Origin of the sequence: Rhodococcus sp. Leaf225, from assembly GCF_001426145.1 — a bacterium.
Taxonomy (GTDB): domain Bacteria; phylum Actinomycetota; class Actinomycetes; order Mycobacteriales; family Mycobacteriaceae; genus Rhodococcoides.
In genome coordinates this window covers 280,250-302,265 of the sequence record NZ_LMRN01000007.1, presented here as the reverse complement: position 1 = coordinate 302,265, position 22,016 = coordinate 280,250, and the positions used below count along the sequence as shown (strand labels likewise).

21 protein-coding genes are annotated in these 22,016 nt (G+C 69.2%); 7 read left to right on the top strand and 14 right to left on the bottom strand.

What is annotated here, in order from left to right; all coding sequences use genetic code 11:
• Window positions 1-50: 50 nt before the first annotated feature.
• The 12 genes from ASG69_RS01565 to ASG69_RS01510 all read right to left on the bottom strand — a co-directional run bounded on the left by ASG69_RS01565 (window position 51) and on the right by ASG69_RS01510 (window position 13,219).
• Window positions 51-1,712 (bottom strand): solute symporter family protein, encoded by a 1,662-nt coding sequence (locus ASG69_RS01565; RefSeq protein ID WP_235578803.1) that lies wholly within the window; start codon window positions 1,710-1,712, stop codon window positions 51-53.
• On the bottom strand, window positions 1,709-2,071 hold the full coding sequence (locus tag ASG69_RS01560) for a DUF485 domain-containing protein (RefSeq protein ID WP_027504182.1): 363 nt from the start codon (window positions 2,069-2,071) through the stop codon (window positions 1,709-1,711). Before ASG69_RS01560 ends, ASG69_RS01565 begins: the two co-directional genes overlap by 4 nt.
• Window positions 2,072-2,212: 141 nt before the next feature.
• Entirely contained in the window at window positions 2,213-3,946 is a 1,734-nt protein-coding gene (locus ASG69_RS01555) for a sodium/solute symporter (protein WP_056446914.1), read from the bottom strand.
• Window positions 3,947-3,977: 31 nt separating this feature from the next.
• Window positions 3,978-4,334, bottom strand: a complete 357-nt coding sequence (locus ASG69_RS01550) for a hypothetical protein (RefSeq protein WP_027504184.1) — start codon at window positions 4,332-4,334, stop codon at window positions 3,978-3,980.
• A gap of 1 nt (window position 4,335) precedes the next feature.
• Window positions 4,336-5,160, bottom strand: a complete 825-nt coding sequence (locus tag ASG69_RS01545) for a LytR/AlgR family response regulator transcription factor (protein WP_051612976.1) — start codon at window positions 5,158-5,160, stop codon at window positions 4,336-4,338.
• A gap of 33 nt (window positions 5,161-5,193) precedes the next feature.
• The gene (locus ASG69_RS01540) at window positions 5,194-6,333 is read right to left on the bottom strand and encodes a sensor histidine kinase (protein WP_056447519.1); all 1,140 of its coding nucleotides are present in this window, start codon (window positions 6,331-6,333) and stop codon (window positions 5,194-5,196) included.
• Window positions 6,334-6,362: 29 nt separating this feature from the next.
• A complete protein-coding gene (locus ASG69_RS01535) occupies window positions 6,363-7,541 on the bottom strand; it encodes a lipase family protein (protein WP_056447517.1) in 1,179 nt (392 codons plus the stop codon).
• 77 nt (window positions 7,542-7,618) lie between these two features.
• On the bottom strand, window positions 7,619-9,250 hold the full coding sequence (locus tag ASG69_RS01530) for a Na+/H+ antiporter (RefSeq protein ID WP_056446911.1): 1,632 nt from the start codon (window positions 9,248-9,250) through the stop codon (window positions 7,619-7,621).
• Between the two features lie 24 nt (window positions 9,251-9,274).
• On the bottom strand, window positions 9,275-9,463 hold the full coding sequence (locus tag ASG69_RS01525) for an antitoxin (RefSeq protein WP_042575922.1): 189 nt from the start codon (window positions 9,461-9,463) through the stop codon (window positions 9,275-9,277).
• A gap of 5 nt (window positions 9,464-9,468) precedes the next feature.
• Window positions 9,469-10,590: an MBL fold metallo-hydrolase gene (locus tag ASG69_RS01520; protein ID WP_235578801.1), complete on the bottom strand. Its 1,122-nt coding sequence runs from the start codon at window positions 10,588-10,590 to the stop codon at window positions 9,469-9,471.
• Between the two features lie 51 nt (window positions 10,591-10,641).
• Window positions 10,642-12,324: a purine-cytosine permease family protein gene (locus ASG69_RS01515; protein ID WP_056446909.1), complete on the bottom strand. Its 1,683-nt coding sequence runs from the start codon at window positions 12,322-12,324 to the stop codon at window positions 10,642-10,644.
• A 160-nt stretch (window positions 12,325-12,484) separates the two neighbouring features.
• Window positions 12,485-13,219, bottom strand: coding sequence for an enoyl-CoA hydratase (locus ASG69_RS01510; protein WP_056446906.1), 735 nt, complete (start codon window positions 13,217-13,219; stop codon window positions 12,485-12,487).
• A 93-nt stretch (window positions 13,220-13,312) separates the two neighbouring features.
• Between ASG69_RS01510 and ASG69_RS01505 the strand changes: the two genes are divergently transcribed.
• The 7 genes from ASG69_RS01505 (at window position 13,313) to ASG69_RS01475 (ending at window position 20,640) form a co-directional block, all read left to right on the top strand.
• Window positions 13,313-14,398 (top strand): NAD(P)-binding domain-containing protein, encoded by a 1,086-nt coding sequence (locus ASG69_RS01505; protein ID WP_056446902.1) that lies wholly within the window; start codon window positions 13,313-13,315, stop codon window positions 14,396-14,398.
• Window positions 14,395-16,035, top strand: coding sequence for an ABC-F family ATP-binding cassette domain-containing protein (locus ASG69_RS01500; RefSeq protein WP_056446899.1), 1,641 nt, complete (start codon window positions 14,395-14,397; stop codon window positions 16,033-16,035). The genes ASG69_RS01505 and ASG69_RS01500 overlap by 4 nt, the downstream gene beginning before the upstream one ends.
• Window positions 16,036-16,171: 136 nt before the next feature.
• A complete protein-coding gene (locus ASG69_RS01495; RefSeq protein WP_027504195.1) occupies window positions 16,172-16,459 on the top strand; it encodes a helix-turn-helix transcriptional regulator in 288 nt (95 codons plus the stop codon).
• Window positions 16,456-17,022, top strand: a complete 567-nt coding sequence (locus tag ASG69_RS01490) for a hypothetical protein (RefSeq protein ID WP_037183974.1) — start codon at window positions 16,456-16,458, stop codon at window positions 17,020-17,022. Before ASG69_RS01495 ends, ASG69_RS01490 begins: the two co-directional genes overlap by 4 nt.
• On the top strand, window positions 17,019-17,915 hold the full coding sequence (locus tag ASG69_RS01485) for an ABC transporter ATP-binding protein (RefSeq protein WP_027504196.1): 897 nt from the start codon (window positions 17,019-17,021) through the stop codon (window positions 17,913-17,915). Before ASG69_RS01490 ends, ASG69_RS01485 begins: the two co-directional genes overlap by 4 nt.
• The gene (locus tag ASG69_RS01480) at window positions 17,912-19,132 is read left to right on the top strand and encodes an ABC transporter permease (protein WP_056446896.1); all 1,221 of its coding nucleotides are present in this window, start codon (window positions 17,912-17,914) and stop codon (window positions 19,130-19,132) included. Before ASG69_RS01485 ends, ASG69_RS01480 begins: the two co-directional genes overlap by 4 nt.
• Before the next feature lie 20 nt (window positions 19,133-19,152).
• Complete coding sequence (locus tag ASG69_RS01475) at window positions 19,153-20,640, top strand: carboxyl transferase domain-containing protein (RefSeq protein WP_056446893.1); 1,488 nt, start codon at window positions 19,153-19,155, stop codon at window positions 20,638-20,640.
• Here ASG69_RS01475 and ASG69_RS01470 read toward each other — a convergent pair.
• Window positions 20,621-21,151: a CGNR zinc finger domain-containing protein gene (locus ASG69_RS01470; RefSeq protein WP_056446890.1), complete on the bottom strand. Its 531-nt coding sequence runs from the start codon at window positions 21,149-21,151 to the stop codon at window positions 20,621-20,623. The two genes, ASG69_RS01475 and ASG69_RS01470, sit on opposite strands and share 20 nt — an antisense overlap.
• A gap of 165 nt (window positions 21,152-21,316) precedes the next feature.
• Window positions 21,317-21,997 (bottom strand): GOLPH3/VPS74 family protein, encoded by a 681-nt coding sequence (locus ASG69_RS01465; RefSeq protein WP_056446887.1) that lies wholly within the window; start codon window positions 21,995-21,997, stop codon window positions 21,317-21,319.
• Window positions 21,998-22,016: the final 19 nt, after the last annotated feature.

Sequence of the window (22,016 nt, the reverse complement as noted above, 5' to 3'; positions counted from 1 at the left end):
TGACGACACCCGCGGTGGCCCGCATCGTGTCCGAACTTCCAGGGCGAATCCTAGTGAGCGACCGGCTTCTCGGCGCCGACGCCGGTGAGGGATCGCACCTCCATCTCCGCTGCCTTGTCGGTGCTCTCGTTGTCCTTGCTCGTCAGCGTTCCCACGATGCCGAGGATGAAGGCGAGCGGGATCGAGACGATGCCCGGGTTCGACAGGGGGAACCAGGCGAAGTCCGAGCCCTTGATCATCGCCGTCGCCGAGCCGGACACGGCCGGGGAGAAGATGATGAGCACGATGGTGGAGATCAGACCGCCGTACATGCTCCACAGCGCGCCGCGCGTGGTGAAGCGTCGCCAGAAGAGCGAGTACAGGATGGTCGGCAGGTTGGCCGCCGCGGCGACCGCGAAGGCCAGCGCCACGAGGAAGGCGATGTTCTGTCCGTTGGCCAGGATGCCGCCACCGATGGCGAGGATGCCGATGACGACGGCGGTGATGCGAGAGACCTGGACCTGCTTCTTGTCGTCGACCTTGCCCTTCTTGATGACACCGGCGTAGATGTCGTGAGCGAAGGACGCGGACGCGGTGATGGTGAGGCCGGCGACGACCGCGAGTATCGTCGCGAAGGCGACCGCCGAGATGACGCCCAGCAGTATCACGCCGCCGAGTTCGAACGCGAGAAGCGGTGCGGCAGCGTTCTGTCCGCCGGCCGCGGCGAGGATGCGGTCCGGTCCGACGATGGCGGCGGCGCCGTAGCCGAGCACCAGCGTGAAGAGGTAGAACGCACCGATCAGCGCGATGGCCCACACGACGCTGCGACGAGCTTCCTTGGCGGTGGGCACCGTGTAGAAGCGCATGAGCACGTGCGGCAGGCCGGCCGTGCCGAGCACCAGGGCGATACCGAGCGAGACGAAGTTCAGCTGCGACGTGGCCGAGCCGCCGTACTGGGCGCCGGGGGCGAGAACGTCACGCGCGGCGACGGTCTCGGAGACCGAGTCGCCGACCATGGTCTGCGCGCTGCCGAGGATCTCGGACAGGTTGAAGCCGAACTTGGCCAGCACCATCACCGTCATGAGACCGGCACCGGCGATGAGCAGCGCGGCCTTGATGATCTGCACCCAGGTGGTGCCCTTCATACCGCCGACGAGGACGTAGACGATCATGAGGACGCCGACGACCGCGATGACGATGGACTGTCCCGTGCGGTCCGAGATGTCGAGGAGCAGTGCGACGAGGCCGCCGGCTCCGGCCATCTGCGCGAGCAGGTAGAAGAACGACACCGTGAGTGTCGACAGCGCGGCCGCGGTACGCACCGGGCCCTGCTTGAGGCGGAAGCTCAGCACGTCGGCCATCGTGAACTTGCCGGTGTTGCGCAACATCTCGGCGACGAGAAGCAGGGCGACGAGCCACGCGACGAGGAAGCCGATGGAGTACAGGAAGCCGTCGTAACCGTAGACGGCGATGGCGCCCGCAATGCCGAGGAAGCTCGCCGCGGAGAGGTAGTCACCGGCGATGGCGACACCGTTCTGCGGTCCGGAGAAGCCGCCGCCCGCGGTGAAGAACTCCGCGGAGGTGGCGTTCTTCTTGCTGGCCTTGATCACCACGGCCATGGTCACGATGACGAAGACCGCGAAGATCGAGATGTTGACGAGCGGGCTGCCGACGGTTTCGGCCTCGATCGTCTGCTGGGCCAGGAACTGCTGCGTGGCAGAGTAGGTGGTCACTGGAGGGGTCCTTCGAGTTCGTCGCGGATCTTCGCGGCACGGGGGTCGAGCTCACGGTTCGCGAACTTCACGTAGATGCCGGTGATGGCGAACGTCGTCACGAACTGTCCGAGTCCGAGCAACAGTCCGACGTTGATGTTGCCGAAGACGCGGGTGGCCATGAAGTCGTGTGCGTACGCCCCGAGGAGCACGTACGTCGTGTACCAGATGAGGAAGAAGGCGGCCATCGGGAAGACGAAGCCGCGCAGGCGCTTCTTGAGTTCCTGGAACTCGGGCGTGGCCTGCATGTCGACGAAGTCCTGGGGGGACGGGGTCCGGGGTTCGGGGTGTGCGCCCGAATGGGGTTGTGCGGTGGTCACGGGTGCTCCTACGTGTCGGGAGATACTCGGATGACGGTAGTGAGACCACCATCACACCGATACGGCGTGGCGCCGATCACACGCCGAGCAGCGCGCCGGTGCGCCGAACGGTCTGCCGGGCGGGACGAACGGTCGTGCCGCTCACTGCTTGCGCAGTCGCTCCACGCCCAGACCGAGGCGTTCGGGTGCGTGCATGGCCGACATGATGCGGCCGATGTCCAACGGTATCGAGGACCGAGTCGCCAGCGACACCGTCACCATGACGGCGAAGGCGAGGGGCACGCTGACCGCCGCCGGGTAGCCGACGATCGCCGCGGCCCACCCACCCAGGAGCTGATCGGACACCCCGCCGAGCACGGCGAGGGATGCGGCGGCCGTGGAGACCCCGCCGCCGACGATCAGCCCCGCGGCGGCCCCTGCGGCGGTGAGACCGCGCCACCAGATGCCGAGCACCAGCAGCGGACACAGCGTCGACGCCGCGACGGCGAACACGAGCCCCACGGTGCGGGAGAGGTCGAGCGTGACCAACCCGACCGACAGCAGCAGCGGACCGGTACCGGCCACGATCGCGGCGATCCGGAAGTCGCGCACCCGGCCGCGCAGGACGTCGGTACTGAGCACTCCGGCGATGGTCACCAGCAGTCCCGACGACGTGGACAGGAACGCCGCCATCGCGCCCGCGGCGACGAGTGCGGCGAGCAGCAGACCCGGCACCCCGTCGATGGCCGCCGACGGCAGCAGGAGCACGGCCGCGTCGGATGCACCGGTGATCAGCAACTGAGGAACGTACAGGCGTGCGAACACACCCAGCACCGTCGGGAACAGGTAGAACACCGACAGCAGACCCACCACTGTCAGCGCCGTCCAGCGGGCCGCCGGCCCGTCCGGGTTGGTGTAGAAGCGCACGAGGACGTGGGGCAACCCCATCGTGCCGAGGAACGTGGCGAGGATCAGCGAGTACACCTGGTACAGCGGGAAGGGACCACCGAAACCGTTGCCGGGCGAGAGCCAGTCGGAGCCCTCGACCGGTGCGCCCGCCACCACGGGGACCGGCGATCCTGCCTCGAGTTCGAGCACCGTGCCCGACTGCAGCGTGTGGTCGCCCGCGTCGAGTGTCGTCGGTCCGTCCACCGCGGCGCCGTCGACGGTGCCGCGGACCACGACGTCGAGGTTCTCCTGCACCTGCACGACGACGTCGGTACTGATGTCGACCGTCGTGGCGGTGTCCACGGACGGCGGTGCGGGGGTGCCCATCTCGCGCGGATCGGCCGCGAAATGCACCGCGAGCACCAGCGCCGGTACCGCGACGGCCGTCAACTTGAGCCAGTACTGGAACGCCTGGACGAACGTGATGGAGCGCATGCCGCCGCCGACCACGTTGAGGATCACGATCACTCCGATGACAGCCGCGCCGACCCAACTGGGAACGCCGAGAAGGATGTTGAGGGTGAGCCCGGCGCCCTGCAGCTGCGGGACGAGGTACAGCGCGCACACCCCGGCGACCACCAGCATGGCCAACGTGCGGAGCCGCGCCGAACCGAGGCGGAACTCGGCGAAGTCCGGCACCGTGTACGCACCGGACCGTCGCAGCGGCGCCGAGACGAACAGCAACAGCCCGAGATACCCGGCCGTGAAGCCCACCGGGTACCACAGTGCGTCGGCACCGTACTTGGCGATCAGGCCCGCGACCCCGAGAAACGATGCGGCCGAGAGGTACTCACCGGACACGGCCGCGGCGTTCCACCGCGGACCCACGCTACGGGAGGCGACGAGGAAGTCGGAGGTGGTGCGCGCCAACCGGACTCCGTAGGCGCCCACCGCGACCGTGGCCACCGCCGAGAAGATGACGGCGAGCACCGTGGGGACGGACACCATCAGCGCGTGCCGGACGTGAGAGCGCCGGCCATCAGTCCTCCACCAGTTCGGTGAACTCCTGCTCGTTGCGCTCGGCCGAACGGACGAAGAGGTACCCGGCGACCAGCAGGACCGGGTACGCGGCGACGGCGAGTGCCCACCACGGAACCCCGATGCCGGCGATGCGTGCGGTACCCGCGGCCGGCGCGAACACCCACACCAGCGGGACGATGCCGAGGATCAGGACCACGACTGCCGCGGTGCGCAACGCGAGCGCCAACTGTGCGCGGACCAGGCCGTTGATCATGGCCTCGCCCACCTCGGTCTGCTCCTGGACCTCCACCCGGGTGCGCACGATGCGTGCGCCGCGGCGCTGGGCCAACACCACCTTCTCTCGCTGCGCCGCCATCTCAGGAACGGTGCTGTCCGGCGAGTGCCGCTCGTGGGCCGCGGACGAGCCGATCGCGGAGTTCGCGGGTGTGGCGACGGCTCACCGGGAGCTCGACGGGTGGGCAGGCACCCGTGCCGCGCAGGCAGACCACCAGTCCGGACCCGACGGTGCGGGTCCCCCCGACCTGGCCGACGGACACGAGGTACGACCGATGGACGCGCAGGAATCCGTGGTCGGCCCAGCGGGACTCCAGCGTCGAGAGGGCGATCCGCACCAGGTGGGTGCCGGTCGTCGTGTGCAGCCGGGCGTAGTCGCCCTCGGCCTCCACCCAGACGACGGTGGACCGCGGCACCATCGTCGTCACACCGCCGAGCTCCACCGGGATCACGTCGTCCTGGTCGCTGCGCCCCGCGGGACCCGGTACCGCGCCGGACCTCTTGTCGACGACGCGGCGGACAGCGTCGGACAGGCGCTGGTCGCGGATCGGCTTGAGGAGGTAGTCGACGGCCCCGATCTCGAAGGCGGCGACGGCGCGATCGTCGTGGGCGGTCACGAAGACGACCGCCGGCGGTGAGGCGAAGTTGCTCAGCACTCCGGCCAGTTCCATGCCGTCGAGTCCGGGCATGTCGATGTCGAGAAAGACACCGTCGACCGGCGCGTCGCGCAGGATGCGCAGCGCCGTGGTGGCGTCGCTCGCTCCCTCGACCGATCCGACCGCCGGGTGGCGGCGCAGCAGGTAGACGAGTTCGTCCAGGGCCGGCCGCTCGTCGTCCACGGCGAGCAGCCGCAGGGGCCGGTCGGCAGCGGCGGGCGTGGTCGCCTCGGTGGCATGGGTGGGGCTCATGGCGTCTTCATCGTGCCATGTCGCGCGCGCACGTCAGGGCCGGATGCCTGCCCGAAATTTCGGGATCCGCATACTCACCTTGGTGCCGGCGTCCGGCGCGGTCTCCACCACCAGGCCGTAGTCGTTGCCGAAGGCGGCGCGCAACCGGTCGTCGACGTTGGCGAGTCCGACGTGCACCCCCTCCTCCGATCCCAGGTCGCCGGAGCGCAGCAGTTCCGGATCCATGCCGACACCGTCGTCCTCGATGCTGATGGCCGCGTCCGTACCCGCGTCCGCCGCGATGACGGTGATGCGGCCGCGTCCCCGGCCGGCGACGCCGTGGCGCACCGCGTTCTCGACGAGGGGCTGCAGCGCCAGGAACGGCAACACCACTCCCAGCACCTCGGGAGCGATCTGCACCGTCACGTCGAGGGAGTCACCGAAACGCGCGCGCTCGAGCGTGAGGTACCGGTCGATGTTGCGGAGCTCGTCGGAGAGCACCGTGAACTCCCCCGCCGTGCGGAACGAGTAGCGCGTGAAGTCGGCGAACTCGAGGACCAGCTCGCGCGCACGATCGGGATCGGTCCGCACGAACGACGCGATGGTCGTCAAGGCGTTGTAGATGAAGTGCGGGCTGATCTGGGCGCGCAGCGCCCGGACCTCGGCCCGGTCGAGGCGTGCTCTGCTCGCGTCGAGTTCGGCCAGCTCGACCTGCTCGCCGACGTACCGCGCGACCTCGGTGCAGGCCCCGAGAAGACCGGGACCGGGTTCCTCCAGCGTGACCACGCCCAGCACGCAGACCACGCCGGCGCCCTCGGTGAGGACCGGCTGCACCACCACCGAACGTGCCGCGGCGTCCGCGGTCGCGGCGGTGCGCAGCAGCACCCGACGCTCGGTGTCGACGGCGCGGCGGGCGACCACGGGGAACTCGTCCAGGGTCCCGTCGACGGGACCGTCGTGGCCCAACACCGTCCCGTCCGGTCCCGCCAGGACGACGGCGGCGGCACCGGTCAGTGTGCGCAGGTGCGGCGCCGCCTCCGACGCGGACGCGGCATCGAGGCCCCGCCGCAACGGGCGTGCCGCGAGCGATGCGGTGTGCAGCGCGGCGTGCACCGCGCGTTCGGTGGGCGTGGTCAGCGGGCGCGTCCCCCGGCGCGTGATGACGATTACCGCACCGGCGACGACCGCGGCCATCACCAACAGGACGACCGCCGTGGTGGCTGTCACGGCACCTGATCACACGTGTTCGTCGGTTGTCCGGTTCCCGCGAACCGCTGGGTGATCCAGTCGATGCCCTCGATGTTGGCGGCCGAGTCGGCGTGGCCCTGGTCCGCCCGGACCCGGTAGTCGATGACGTCGCCCTGCGCGCACGCTCGGCGGGACGCGTCCTCGGTCCACTGCGGCAGGATGAGATCGTCTCGCGAGCCGACCAGCACCATCATCGGCGCCGCGGCCCGCCCCTGCGGTAGGGCGTTGTCCGACAACCACTCTCGAATGGCGGCGTACGCCTCCGGCGAGCTGGGGCGCACGTCGTCCGGTCCGATGGATCCCGCGGCCGTCAACTTCCCGGCGGCCAGGGGTCCCGTGCAGGCCAAGAGGACGTCCTTGTTCTCCAGCAGTCCGCCGCTGAGGAAGTCCGCGTCGGTGTACTCCGGATGGTCCACCAGGAAGCCCTCGACGACGAACGGCATGATCGCCTTCTGCGGCAACGTGAGCTGCCCCAGTCCGGACTCCGGGGCGATCGGGCTGATGTCCGCGGCCGGGGACAGGTTGGCCGATCCCAGGAACTCGAGCCCGTCGCCGTACTCCGCGGCCATCTCGGCGGCGGCCCAGGTGGCCTGCCCACCCTGCGACACGCCCAGCGCCGCCCAGCGAGTCCCGCTGCCCGGCGCCACGTTCCGCGCTGCGCGGACAGCGTCGATGATGTCGTGGCCGGCCGACGGGGCGTTCAGGTACGGATGCGGATCGTCGGTTCCCAGGCCCTCGTAGTCCGTCACCGCGACGACGGCGCCGCGTTCGAGCATCGGCGTGACCAGGCCGATGGAGCCGAGCAGATTGGGATAGAGGGACGGTGCGCACTCGTCGGTCACACCCGTCGTGCCGTGCCCGACGGACACGACCGGCCATCCCCCCTCGGGCGGTGCGCCGGCCGGGACGAACACCGTGCCCGTGACGTCGACACCGCCGCCGTCCACCCCGGACGTCGAGCGGTACGTGATGCGGTGCGCCGTGGCGCCGAGGTTGGTGACCGCCTGGTCGACCTGACCGAGGAGCACGTCGGCGACCAGCGAGCCGCGCTCGTCGCCCGTGGGGGCGGGAGAGCGGGGTGCCGCGTCAGTGGTCGCGTCGTTCCCCGGGCTGGGCGCGGGATCCGACGACGCACATCCCGACAGCATCAGCATCGACGCGGCCAGTGCCGATCCCAGCAGGACCGGGACCCTGCCGCGCAGTCCTGGTCTCGAACCGATCCTGCACACGTTCACTCTCGACCTCTTTCCGCCATGAATCGCTGCAACCGTGTCTCGGTGGCGGCCTGCTCGATGTCGAGCCCGTCCAGAACCGCGGCGAGAACCTCGTCGTCGAGGTCCCCCGCGTCGCGTGCGGCGAGCAACGCCTCGCGCTGTCGCCGCAGTGCGGTGCGCCGCCATCGATCGAACACCGCGCCGGAGGACCGCGCCCGCGCGGCCCTCTCCTGATCGTCCTCGTCCTGCTCCGTCCGGAGACGGCCCAGCATCACGCGGCGCACCCGATCGACGACCTCGGCGGCCTCGGTTCCCTCGACCTTCGTCATCGCCTCGTCGAGCGACTCCTCGACCGCACGGCGCGCGATCTGCCGAGCGAGTGCGCGCTGCTCGTCGAGATGCCGGGCCTCGTCCGGGTCGGAGATGTCCAGCCGTCGGATCACCAGCGGCAATGTCACCCCCTGGATCAGCAGGGTTCCGACGGCCACGGTGAAGGCGATGGCCTGGATGACTCCGCGCCCGGGGAAGTCGTCCCCCGCGAGGGTGGTGAAAGGGACACCGGCGGCCGCCGCGAGGGTCACCACTCCGCGCATCCCGGCCCAGGACAGGACGACGTTCTGGCGCCAGGTCAATTCCGCGTCCTCGGTCGATCGAGCCCGGTGGTAGACGCGTCGCAGCGCCGAGCCGGCGAACAGCATCACCGGACGCACTGCCATGACGAGCGCGAGGACCAGCAGTCCGTACAGGAAGATGTGGTGGACGGGCAGCCCCTCGCGGCTGATGTCGTCGATGACGAACTTGAGCTGCAGGCCCATGTAGGCGAAGACGAAGGTCTCGAGGAGCAGATCGAGCGTCGGCCAGACGTGCCGCTCCTGGATGCGCGTCGGGATCGCGTCGCCGCTGCGCGCCGAACCGAGCACGAATCCGGCGGTGACGACGGCGAGCACACCCGAGGCGTGGATCTGCTCCGCGGCGAGGTAGGCGGTGAAGGGAACGAGGATGCCCAGCACGGTCTCCAGCGCGCTGTCCGCCATACGGCTGCGGACGAAGCGCACGAGTCGGCTGAGCACGTATCCCACGGCGACGCCGCCCACGACCTCGTAGACGAAGAACAGGAGCGGCGAGTCGATGCCGACCCGGCTCCCCGTCACGGAGGCGACGGTGATGGTGAACAGGGTCAGCGCCGCCGCGTCGTTGACGAGTGATTCGCCGGTGAGGATCGCCATCATGCGCGCGGGCAGACCCAGCTTGCGCCCCACGGCGACCGCCGCGACGGCGTCCGGCGGCGCGACCACTGCGCCGAGGACCAGGGCGGCGCCCAGTGTCAGCTCCGGGACGAGCCAGTACGAGAAGTACCCCACCGAGACGGTCGTGATGACGACGAGACCGACGCCGAGCCGGACGATGGAGCGGAAGTTGTGCGCGAAGGAGCGGAACGAGAAGTTCAACGCCGTCGAGTACAGCAGGGGCGGAAGGATCACGCCCAGAAGGAGTTCGGGTTCGAGAGCGGGACGCGGCAGCCCGGGGACGAACGAGGCGAGCGACCCGACGGCGACGAGAACGAGGGGCACCTGCAGATCGAGGCGCTTGGCGAAGCCGGCGATGACGACGGCCCCGACGATCACCAGAAGCAGGAGCCACCCGTCCATCGACTCGACTACCGCGCGGGTCTGCTACTTCTCGGGGATCGCCTTCTTGGCGGCGTCCTGGACCTTGTCGATCTTGTCGGCGTACTTGCCCTGCGTCTTCTTGTCGGCGAAGTCCGCTGCCTTGTCCACGGCCTTCTCGATCTTGTCACTGTTCTGAGCGGCGGCCTTCTTGCCCTGGCCGATCAGCTTCTTGAGGTTGTCCACGAGTGCCATGGTCGTCACGATACCGCGCCGGACCACCAACGCCGGTGCGGGAGAGGACGCGCGAGATCGACACGCTGGCCCGGCATCGGCACCACCACCGAGATCCGCTCCGCCTCGGCGGCCGTCAGCAGCCGCTCCACGGGTTCGGACCACGGGTGGAACGCGAGGTTGAAGGTCGCCCAGTGGACGGGCACGACGATGCCGGAGGACGGGGTGCCCTGTTGCAGGTCACCGTGCGACCGCGCCGCCTCCTCGGGGTTCATGTGGATGTCCGGCCACCGGTCGTCGTAGGCACCGACGGGAAGCAGGGTCACGTCGAACGGACCGAGCCGCGCGCCGATGTCCGCGAACGCCTCGGTGTAGCCGGTGTCGCCGCCGAAGAAGGCCCGGTGCTCCGGACCCACCACCGACCACGACGCCCACTGCGTGGTGTCGCGCACCAGGGACCGGCCCGAGAAGTGTCGTGCCTCCAGGCACGTGACGGTGAGCGATCCGATGCGGACGTCGTCGTTCCAGTCGAGCTCGACGATCCGGTCCTCGGGAACCTTCCAGCGGCGCAGATGGGCGCCCACCCCCAGCGGCACCAGGAACGGCGCCGACTGCGACGTGAGCAGCGTGGCCACCGTGTCACGGTCGAGGTGGTCGTAGTGATCGTGCGAGATGACGATGGCGTCGACCTGCGGAAGCGCCTCGGCCGCAACGGGTACCGGGTGCAACCTGGCCGGTCCGAGAACCCGCGACGGTGAGACCCGCCGGCTCCAGACCGGATCGGTGAGCACGCGGTGACCGTCGATCTCGACGACCACCGAGGAGTGCCCGAACCAGGTGACGGCCAGGTCCCCGGCCTCCGCCGGCGCGAGCGGGGTGGCCAACGGCACGGCGCGCTCGGGTCGTCCCGAGCGGCCGCGCGTGAGCATCGCGGCTCCGATGCTCGCCTGCTCCCCCGCCGCGACCGGCGAGCTGCTGCGTGTGTTGTGGAACTTGCGGTCCCGGTAGTGCGAGGACGCGGCGGCGTACGGACGGATGGCACCGCGTCCGGCGCCGACGGCGGACGGCACACCCCACGCCGCGCGCGCGAGCCAGGACAACCCTGCGGCGGCGAGCCCGATGGACACTGCTGCGGTGGCTGGTTTCACGCCTCCGACACTAGTCCACGGTTGATGTGTACCGACTTCACAAGTATCGGCTCACGTCTGTTCCGGCAGGATGTGCTCCCCCGTCTTGTCGGTGCTCAGCGACAGCGACGAGATGTAGAGCGTCTCCCCGTTCGGCCCCTTCTTGGCCGACGCGATCATGTCCGGCCGCTCGAACTCCATTCCCGACACCGAGCACAGCAGCGTCGCGTCGGACGGGTTGCCGTACTCGTCGAACATCGGCAGATCGATGCCGTCGTCGGTGCGCCGCAGGTAGTACTTGCCCTTGGTCACGATCGCCAGCACGGGCGGCAGCACGATCGCCAGTACCAGCGCCACGATGGGCGAGTACGGCTTGATCGCCGGCCCGAACGCCCCGAAGAACACGAGGATGGACAGGATCGCGGACACCGCCATGGAGCCGAAACCGACGGGGTTCACCGCGTAGAGCATCCCCCTGCGGAACTCCGGCACCTTCGGGGACAGCTTCAGCAGGTACTTGTTGAACACGATGTCGGAGGCGACCACCGCGATCCAGGCGATACCGCAGTTCGCGTAGAACCCGAGGATGTTGTTGAGGAAGTCGAACATGTTGGCTTCCATCAGGATCAACGCGATCGCGAGGTTGAACAGCACGAAGACCAGTCGTCCGGGGTAGGACTTGGTGACGCGGGTGTACGAGTTGGTCCACGCCAGGGAGCCCGAGTACGCGTTGGTCACGTTGATCTTGATCTGCGAGATGACCACGAGCACCACGGCGAGGGTCATGGCTAGCCAGCCCGGCATGAAGTTCTCGTAGATCTCGAGGAACTGGTGCACCGGCTCGTTGGCGATCGACGATCCGTCGACCACGTTCGCGATGAGGTACACGGCGAGGAACAGTCCGACGATCTGCTTGAGCGCACCGAAGATGACCCAGCCCGGCCCCGCGAGCAGGACGGCCGTCCACCAGCGACGCGAGTTCTCCGGCGTCTTGGGCGGCATGAAGCGCAGGTAGTCGATCTGCTCCGCGATCTGAGCGATCAACGAGAGGCAGACACCCGCGGCCAGCATGACGGATCCGAGGTTCACACCGGTGCCGGCGGCACCGTCGGCGCCCCCGTAGGCCATGAACTGACCGATGGAGTCGGGGTTGCTCACCACGAGATAGACGAACGGCAGCACCATGAGGATCAGCCACAGCGGGGTCGTCCACACCTGCAGTGTGGCGAGCGCCTTCATGCCGTAGATGACCAACGGGATGACCATCAGGGTGGACACCGCGTACCCGATGGGCAGCGGGATGTTCAGCCCCAGTTCGAGGCCCTGGGCCATGATCGACCCTTCGAGCGCGAAGAAGATGAACGTGAACGTCGCGAAGATGACGTTGGTGACCACCGACCCGTAGTAGCCGAATCCGCTTCCGCGCGTGATCAGATCGAGGTCGATGTTGTAGCGCGCCGCGTAGTAGGCGAGCGGCAGACCCGTCAGGAAGATGACGACGGCGAACACCAGGATTCCCCACAGCGCGTTGCCGGTGCCGTAGGAGATGCCGATGTTGGCGCCGATGGCGAAGTCCGCGAGGTACGCGATTCCGCCGAGAGCCGACGTCGCCACGACGCCGGTCCCCCACTTGCGGTAGCTGCGCGGGGCGAAGCGCAGCGTGTAGTCCTCGAGCGTCTCCTTCAGTGCCGCCGACTGCTTCTGACTGTCGGACGTGAGCGTGGAGTCGGGTGGAACGTCTCCGAGAGCGGTCATGGTCGGGTGCCTCCGGTCGTGTCGCACGCCGTGGCGGCGCGATGCGAGATGACCGTAGGAACGCTGTGTTGCCGGACTGTACGCACTCTGTGTCGAGTGCGTTACGTGGTGCCGGGGTGTCGCCTTTGTCCGAATCGGCAGGTCAGCGACCCCGATGTCGTCACTGGCCCTGGAAGACCGGGCGTCGCTTCTCCTTGCGCGCGATCCGCGCCTCCACGGCGTCGTTGCTCGCCCAGGCGGCCGCGAACGCGTCGAGCTGCGTGGCGTTCGCCTCGTCACGTGTGCCGTCGTCGTTGAAGACGAGTTTGAGGTGACGCAGCGACAGTGGCGCCAGCTGCGCGATCTCCTCGGCCCACGCGTGCGCGACGTCGAGATCGCCGAGTTTGTTGGCCAGTCCGCACGCCAGCGCCTGCTCGGCGGACAACTGCTCGGCACCCAGAAGCACCGTGCGGGCAGGACCGCCGCCGGCCAGCGACACCAGCCGCTTGACGGTCCAGTTGTCCACGGCGATGGCCAACCGGGTGGAGGGAATGGCGAAGAAGGCGCCCAGGTCGACCACCCGCAGGTCTGCGGCGATGGCCAACTGCGTACCCGCACCCACAGCAGGCCCGTTCACGGCGGCGATGACCGGGACCGACACGGTCTGGAGCGCGCGGTTCATCGACAGCAGCGCCTCGGGGAACTCGTCGGCGATGGCTTCGCCCGACAGATCGGCGCCCGCGCAGAAGCTCGTGCCCTCGCCGGTGATCACGACGACGCGGGTGCCGTCCGCCTCGGCACCCTCCACCGCCTCACGCACTTCGGTGCACAGAGCCGTGTTCAGAGCGTTGCGGCGCTCCGGTCGCTGCAGTTCCACGGTGAGAACCGCGCCGTTCCTGGTGATACCAATGGTCACGTTGTGTCTTCTCTCTGCGTGGAACGAAGTGTTCTGTGAGACCCCCTTACGCGAATTTACCGGGTGCGGAGCCCTGACTGGTGTACTGGACGGGTGCAACACGTCGACGTCGCAGTGATCGGTGCCGGGCAGGCCGGTCTGTCCGCGGCCTATTTCCTGCAGCGAGCGGGGCTGCGGGCATGGGACGACTACGTCGTGCTCGACGGTGCGCCGGCTCCCGGTGGGGCGTGGCAGTTCCGCTGGCCCTCCCTGACCCTCGAGACCGTCAACGGGGTGCACGACCTTCCGGGCATGGCGTTCGCGGACACGCTGGCCCCCGACGTCGACCCCGCGCACGTGCCCGCGTCGTCGGCGGTGCCCGAGTACTACGCGGCGTACGAGAAGCGCTTCGCGCTGCCCGTGCGGCGGCCGGGACGGGTGTCGGTCGTCTGCGACCGGGACGAGACGACGATGCGGTACCGGGTGGAGGCCGAGCGGGGCGACGTCCACGCACGGGGCTTGATCAACTGCACCGGCACCTGGGAGCACCCGTTCGTCCCGCGCTACCCCGGCATGGAGACGTTCACGGGGCGCCAACTGCACACGCGCGACTACACCTCGGCGGAGGAGTTCCGCGGCGAGCACGTCGTCGTCGTCGGAGGCGGGATCTCCGCGGTGCAGTTGCTCGACGAGATCTCGCGCGTGACCACCACGACGTGGGTGACCCGCCGCGAGCCCGTCTTCCTCGAGCGGGACTTCACACCCGAGGTGGGCCGCGCTGCCGTCGCGCAGGTCGAGGATCGGGTGCGCCGCGGACTGCCGCCGGGATCGGTGGTGTCGGTGACCGGTCTGATCCTCACCCCCAGCTTGCGCGAAGCCCGCGATCGCGGCGTCCTGGTACGGCGGCCCATGTTCGCGGAGGTCACACCCGACGGAGTGCGGTGGGACGACGGCACCGCCACCCGGGCGGACGTCATCCTGTGGGCCACCGGGTTTCGCAGCGCGCTCGATCACCTCGCGCCACTCCGACTGCGCGGGCCGGGCGGCGGCATCACGATGACCGGCGCGTCGGCCACTCGAGTGGCCGCGCGGCCCAGCGTCCATCTGATCGGATACGGTCCGTCGGCCAGCACCATCGGCGCCAACCGTGCGGGACGCACGGCCGTGCGGGAACTACTTCAGGAGCTGGGCGAGACGTGAGTGCCGTGGTCCGTGTCGACGACCTGTCCGCCTATCGCGGGGAGCGCACGCTGTTCGACGGTCTCGACCTCACCGTCGGACCCGGCGACGTCGTCGGGCTGGTCGGCGCGAACGGCGCCGGCAAGTCGACGCTGCTCGGCCTGCTGGCGGGCACGGCGACCGGGGTCGACCACGACGGCACGGTCACGCTCACCCCGTCGGACGCCACCGTCGGCCACCTGGCGCAGGAGGTCTCCCGCGTTCCCGGTGAGACCGTCGAGATGTTCCTGCAGCGCCGCACCGGAGTGCGCGCGGCCGAGGACGCGATGAACGCGGCGGCGGAGACGCTCGGCGACGCGAGCGCGTCGGACGATCTCTACACACCGGCACTGGAGCGGTGGTTGGCGCTCGGCGGCGCCGATCTGCCCGAGCGAGCCGAGTCGGTGCTCGCCGGCCTGGGCCTGGACGCGGCGCTCGACACCGAGATGTCCGCCCTGTCCGGTGGGCAGGCGGCCCGCGCATCACTCGCGGGAATCCTGTTGGCGCGCTACGACGTCCTGCTTCTCGACGAGCCCACCAACGATCTGGATCTCGCGGGACTGGACCAGCTCGAGAACTTCGTGACGAGTACCCAGTGCGCCGTGATGATCGTCAGTCACGATCGTGAGTTCCTGGCGCGCACCGTCACCGGCATCGTCGAGCTGGACCTGGCGCAGCAGCAGATAGCGGTCTACGACGGCGGGTACGAGGCCTACCTCGTCGAGCGCGACGTGGCGCGTCGTCACGCACGGGAAGAGTTCGAGCAGTACGCCGACACCAGGTCCGGGCTCGAGGATCGCGCTCGCATGCAGCGGAACTGGCTCGAGCACGGCGTGCGGAACGCTCGACGCAAGAGCAAGGACAACGACAAGGCGAGCCGGAAGGTCCGCGCCGAATCGACGGAGAAGCAAGCCGCGAAGGCGCGCCAGACCCAGCGACGCATCGAACGGCTCGACGTCGTCGAGGAGCCGCGCAAGGAGTGGGAACTGCGCATGGAGATCGCGGCGGCGCCCCGCAGCGGCAGCGTCGTGGTCTCCGTGAACTCCGCCGTCGTGGAGCGGGGGGCGTTCCGGCTCGGGCCGGTGACGGCACAGATCGACGCCGGGGACCGCATCGTCGTCACCGGCGCCAACGGCTCGGGCAAGACAACCCTGCTGCACCTGCTGCTGGGCCGCATCACGCCGACCAGTGGATCCGTGAGCATCGGTTCCGGAGTCGAGATCGGCGAGATGGACCAGGCCCGTTCGGCTTTCGACGGACCCGACTCGGTCGCCGACGCGCTGGCAGCCTCCGTTCCGGACTGGCCGGACGCCGACGTCCGCACACTCCTGGCGAAGTTCGGTCTCCGCGGACAGGCCGCCCTGCGGCCGTCGGCATCCCTGTCCCCCGGCGAGCGCACCCGAGCGGGACTCGCGCTGCTGCAGGCACGAGGGGTGAACCTGCTCGTGCTCGACGAGCCCACCAACCACCTCGACGTCCCCGCCATCGAGCAGCTCGAATCGGCACTGGAGACCTACGAGGGAACGATGCTCCTGGTCACCCACGACCGGCGGATGCTCGACTCGGTGCGCAGCACGCGCCGGTGGACCGTCGCGCAGGGCGTTCTGCACCAGGACTGAGGATTTCCCCACCCGATCGTCGCAGTTCCTGCCGATCGGCAGAATCACGCACGATCGTGTGGTTCAGCGCGCGCTCGCCCGAACAGTGCTGCCTCCGGTATTGACACATCGTTAGGTTTATACAACGCTTCGATACATGAGTCCGGTCAAACGCGGGACCACGCTCCCCATCCACAACCGCATCGGTGTGCTGCGCGCCGAGCGTCGGATGACCCGCGCCCAGCTCGCGGAACTCGTCGAGGTCAACCCGCAGACGGTCGGCGCACTCGAACGCGGCGACCACTACCCGAGCCTCGATCTCGCGATGCGCATCTGCGACGTGTTCGGGCTGCCGGTCGAGGCGGTGTTCTCGCGTACCGAGTTCGCGCCGCTGTCCACGGAGGTCTACCGACGCACCCAGCCCGAGGAAGGGACACCACGATGAGTGACACCGTTCTGGACCGCTATCAGGCGTTCCGCACCCGTCGATACCTGCAGAACGAGGCGCGGTACGCGCACTACCTCCCCGGCTGGCGCACCAGGTCACGGCGCCGGCTGCTGGTGTGGATTCTCGTCGCCTCGCTCGTCGCGCTCGCGGCATCGTCGATCTTCATTCTCGTCGGGCCCGAGTGGGCGCCGCTCACCTGGCTTCCCGGCGCGATCCTCATGAGCGTGTCGTGGACGACGCTGCAGATCGTCACCGGCCGCCGCAGCGATGCTCCCGCCGATGCGCTCGACGAGTGGGACCTGGAACGTCGCAACGCGGCTCGCTCGATCGGGTTCGCGATCACCCAGGGCGCGGTGACGGTTCCGGCGCTCGCACTGGTGTGGGCGACCACCTTCACCGACGATCCCCGACTGGCACTCGGTGGCGGATTCATCATACTGAGTGGTCTACTTGTCGGGATCTGCTCTCCCGGCATCATCCTCGCCTGGACGGCGCCGGTCGACGAACCGGACGAATTCCCCACTCCCACACCACACTCCCCCGAGAAAGGATCAGCATGAGCGGCTCGACTCTCGAGATCGACGACCTGCACAAGAGATACGGCGAGACCGTCGCACTCGACGGCGTCGGGTTCACCGTGAATCCCGGCGAGGTGTTCGGGTTCGTCGGCAGCAACGGTGCCGGCAAGACCACGACGATGCGCATCACCCTCGGCGTGCTGGGAGCCGATTCGGGAGAGGCACGCCTGAACGGGCAGCCCATCGACCTGAACGTGCGCCGCACCATCGGGTACATGCCGGAGGAGCGTGGGCTGTACCCGAAGATGAAGGTGGGGGCGCAGCTGAAGTACCTGGCCGAGCTGCACGGGCTGTCCACGTCCGACGCCTCCGCCGCGGTCGCGACCTGGACCGAGCGCCTCGGCATCGACGGCCGGGTGAACGACACGGTCGATTCACTGTCACTGGGAAACCAGCAGCGAGTCCAGTTGGCCGCAGCCCTGATTCACGATCCCGCCGTCCTGGTGCTGGACGAACCCTTCTCGGGTCTCGACCCCGTGGCCGTCGACACCATGAGCGAGGTGCTTCTCGAGAAGGCCCGCACCGGTGTCCCCGTGCTGTTCTCGAGCCACCAGCTCGATCTGGTGCAGCGCCTGTGCGATCGGGTCGGCATCATCGGTTCCGGCCGGATGAAGGCCGTGGGCAACGTCGACGAACTGCGAGGCAAGTCCGGCACCACCCTCGAGGTGCACGCCCCGGCCGCTCCCGCCGGCTGGGCCGACGCGCTGACCGGGGTCACCACCGTGTCGCACTCCGACGGGCGCACCAGCCTGTCGTTGGCGCCCGAGGCGGACGACCAGGCGGTGCTCGCCGCAGCGCTCGCCACCGGACCCGTGCACGAGTTCGCCCGCAGCACACCGTCCCTGACCGACCTGTACCGAGAGGTAGTGGCATGAGCGAGAAGTCGACCACCCGATCACCGCTCTCGGCGGGACGAGCCATCGCGCTCGTCGCCGGGCGCGAGTTCGACGTCCAGGTGCGGAAGAAGAGCTTCCTGATCTCCAACGCCATCGTGCTGCTGGTCATCGTCGGCGGCATCGTCGCGTTCTCGATCTTCTCCGGCGGCAGCGACTCCGAGGACCGGACGCCCCTCGGGCTGGTCGGTGACCAAAGCCTGTCCCCGACCCTCACCGCGGTGGGCGATCAACTCGGCGCTCCCGTCGAGGTCCGCGAGATCGGCTCGGCGGACGAGGCTCGCACGCAGGTCACCGACGGCGACGTGGACGTGGCGCTCGTCCCCGGGACCGGCGGCGCGTACACGGCCGTCACCGAGGACACCGTCGACGGCACCCTGAAAGCCGTCATCGACAGCGCGGTCGCCGCGCAGGCGCAGAACGACGCCCTCACCGGGCTGGGAGTCGATCCCGCCACCGTCACCTCGGCGACGAGCGCCGCCACGGTCACGGTCGAGGCCGTCGATCCGCCCGATCCCGCACAGGGTCAACGACTCGCGCTGAGTTTCATCGCCGTCATCCTGCTGTACGCCCAGATCATCACTTTCGGCATGTACGTCGCGATGGGTGTCGTGGAGGAGAAGTCGTCCCGGGTCGTCGAACTGCTGCTCTCCACCGTGCGCCCGCTGCAGCTGCTGTGGGGCAAGGTGATCGGCATCGGCGTGGTCGGACTGGTGCAGCTCACCGCGTACGGCGCCGCCGGCCTCATCGCGGGCACGGCCACCGGCACGCTCACGGTCACCGGTACCGCCGTCAGCGTCTTCGTCTCCACCATCGGCTGGTTCGTGCTGGGCTTCGCGTTCTTCGCGGTGCTCTACGCCGCCGGCGGCTCCATGGTGTCGCGCCAGGAGGACGTCAACTCGACGACCATGCCGCTGCTGATCGTGATCCTGGCGATGTTCTTCGCGGCGTTCTCGTCCATCGACGACCCGGGAGCGACACTGCCGACCGTCCTGTCGTGGATTCCCCCGTTCTCCGCCATCCTCATGCCGCTGCGCATCGCGGCGGGCGTCGCGGACCCGATCCAGATCGTCGGTACCATCGTGCTGATGATCGTCGCCACCCTGGTTCTCGCCGTCGTCGCGGCCAAGATCTACCAGCGCTCCATCCTGCGCATCGGCCGCACGGTGTCCTGGAAGGAGGCGCTCGGGCGCGCCTGATCGCACGCCATACTGAGCGCATGACGACCACGGCGCAGCAGTTCCTCGACGCGGTGCTCGATCCCGGGACTTTCCTCTCGTGGGATCGGGCACCGCTCGTCGTCGCGGCGGACGAGCAGTACCTCGCCGACCTCGAGCGCGCACGAATCCGGAGCGGAGTGGACGAGGCGGTCCTGACGGGTGCGGGCACCGTCGGCGGGCGGCGCGTCGCCGTGGTGGTGTGCGAGTTCGCGTTCCTCGCCGGATCCATCGGTGTGGCCGCGGCGGAGCGCATCACCCTGGCCGTGGAACGCGCCACGGCGGAGCGGCTTCCGCTGATCGCGTCCCCCACTTCCGGCGGCACGCGCATGCAGGAGGGCACCGCGGCGTTCGTGCAGATGGTGAAGATCGCCGCGGCGGTGACCCTGCACAAGGACGTCGGCCTGCCCTACCTCGTCCATCTCCGGCACCCCACGACGGGCGGCGTGTTCGCGTCGTGGGGATCGCTCGGCCACGTCACGTTCGCCGAACCCGGTGCCCTCATCGGGTTCCTCGGACCGCGGGTCTACCAGGCCCTCTACGGCCAGGACTTCCCCGAGGGCGTGCAGACGGCCGAGAACCTGTTCCGCTGCGGCGTGATCGACGCGGTCGTCCCTCCCGCCGATGTCCGCGGCGTCCTCGAACGGGCCCTGGTGGTTCTGCAGGACGAGCCGGAGGCGACCCCCGAGTACGCGGAACCGTCCGACGAGGGTGCGGACACCTCCGTGTCGGCATGGCACTCGGTCCTGCTGAGTCGCCGCGACGACCGCCCCGGTGTGCGAGAGCTGCTGGCGGCGAACGTCTCTCATCACATCCCGCTGAGCGGGACGGGGCGCGGCGACTTCGACTCCACCGTCACCCTGTCCCTCACCCGGTTCCGCGGACGATCGTGCGTCCTGTTCGGGCAGGATCGCACCGGGCAGACGCCGGAGAACACCATGGGTCCGGGCGCGCTCCGAGAAGCGTTGCGCGGCATGCGCCTCGCGGAGCAACTGGGCCTGCCGCTGGTCCTGGTGATCGACACGCTCGGCGCATCGCTGTCACGCGAGGCCGAGGAGCACGGGTTGGCTCCCGGAATCGCGCGCTGCATCTCGACGCTGATCACCCTCCGCACTCCCACCGTGTCGGTCCTGCTGGGGCAGGGCACCGGCGGCGGCGCGCTCGCACTGCTGCCTGCCGACCGCGTCGTGGCCGCACAGCACGCCTGGCTGGCGCCGCTCCCGCCGGAAGGGGCGAGTGCCATCGTGCACCGCGACACCGCACACGCGCCCGCGATGGCCGAGGCGCAGGGCATCCGGCCCGTCGACCTCCGGGCGGCCCGGATCGTCGACACCATCGTGCCCGAGGACCCGGATGCCGCCGACGAACCGCACCGGTTCATGGGTCGCCTGGGGACCGCGATCGCCCGCGCACTCGACACCGTCACCGCCCTCGACCCGGGCGTCCGGCAGTCCGAGCGACTGCGTCGGTTCAGGACGCTGGGGCAGTAGCCTTCGCGCGGTGCCGCCGGACTGCGTCGCGGTTGGAACAGGCCGTACCGCAGTACCGTTGGCGACCGGTACGGGAGAAGTCGGCGTAGACACGGTCGCAGTCGTCCGCCGAACACCGACCGAGACGGTGCATGCCGCGGCCCACCAGATGCAGCGCGGTACCGACGCTCACCAGCGCGCGCACGACGTCCGCGAGCGGCAGATCCGGATCCCGGTAGTGCAGGTGCCAGCCGTCGTCGGCGTGGTTCGTCAACCGCGGGTATGCCGAGGTCTGCGCGAGCAACGCGTTCAGTGCGAGCGCCCGTTGCTCGTGCGTCGGCGCGTCGACCACGCCGAGCCACTCCTCGAAGAACACCTCCGCGCGGGCCAGATCGGTGTGCATGGCCACCGTGTCGTCGGACATGCCCGCCTCGATGCACCGACTCTCGAACTCCACCGCATCGGTCGGGGGCGAGTTCACGATGTCGACGGCCAGCCGGACCGCATATTCTCCGTAAGGGTTGAGGTGCACAAGACCATTACAGCAGACTCGTCGTCATGAGCACCGTGGAATGTCTGCATCGATGGACGGTCGAGTCCCACCACCGCACCAGCGAGGGCACCGTCGTCTATCACCGGTGCCACTGCGGACGGCACCGCGTCACCCGGGAGACCCCGGTCCAGGAAGCGGTCGGGATCAGCTCCCCGACGTACCGGCCATGACGGGAACCATCACCGCCACGGTGACCGCGGTGTAGACGTCCTGCACCGCCTTGCGCACGGCATCGCTCGCCCACTCCCCCTGCGCGATGTCCTTGGCACGGTTCTTCACCGCGCGCTTGTCCGCATCGGGAAAGACCTTGTGCGTCGCGTCGATCGCCGACAGCAACGCCACCGCCGCGGACGTCCGCGCATCGGGATCGAGACCGTCGATCAGGACGGAGTGCAGCGTCTCGCGGACCCGGTCCTCGTGCGACGAATCGAGCGTCGGCCACGTGGTGGTGGGGAACAGCCCCAGGACCTTGCTCTTCTCCTCACCGACGAACCCACGCTCGACGACGCGGGCGACCACCTGCTCGCGAATGTCCTTGTGCAACTTCTCGACGGCCGATTTCGGCGTCATCGGACGTTTGGCCGTCTCGATCGCCTCAACGGCCCGCTCGAGTATCGGATCCGACACCGTTCGAGCGCCGGACACCGCGAGCCGGCCCTTCTTCGTCGTCTCGTTGTCGCCGGCCACCGACACGGTGCCGTCCATCGCGAGCTCGAGGATCACCGCGCCGGCGAGCACCCGCGGCAGCTTGGTGCTGTCGACGACGGGCTTGCCCGTTCCGTCGTCCAGCAGAAGAAGCAGCAGATCCTCGGCAATCAGGGTCATGTCTCGACCTTACGGAAGT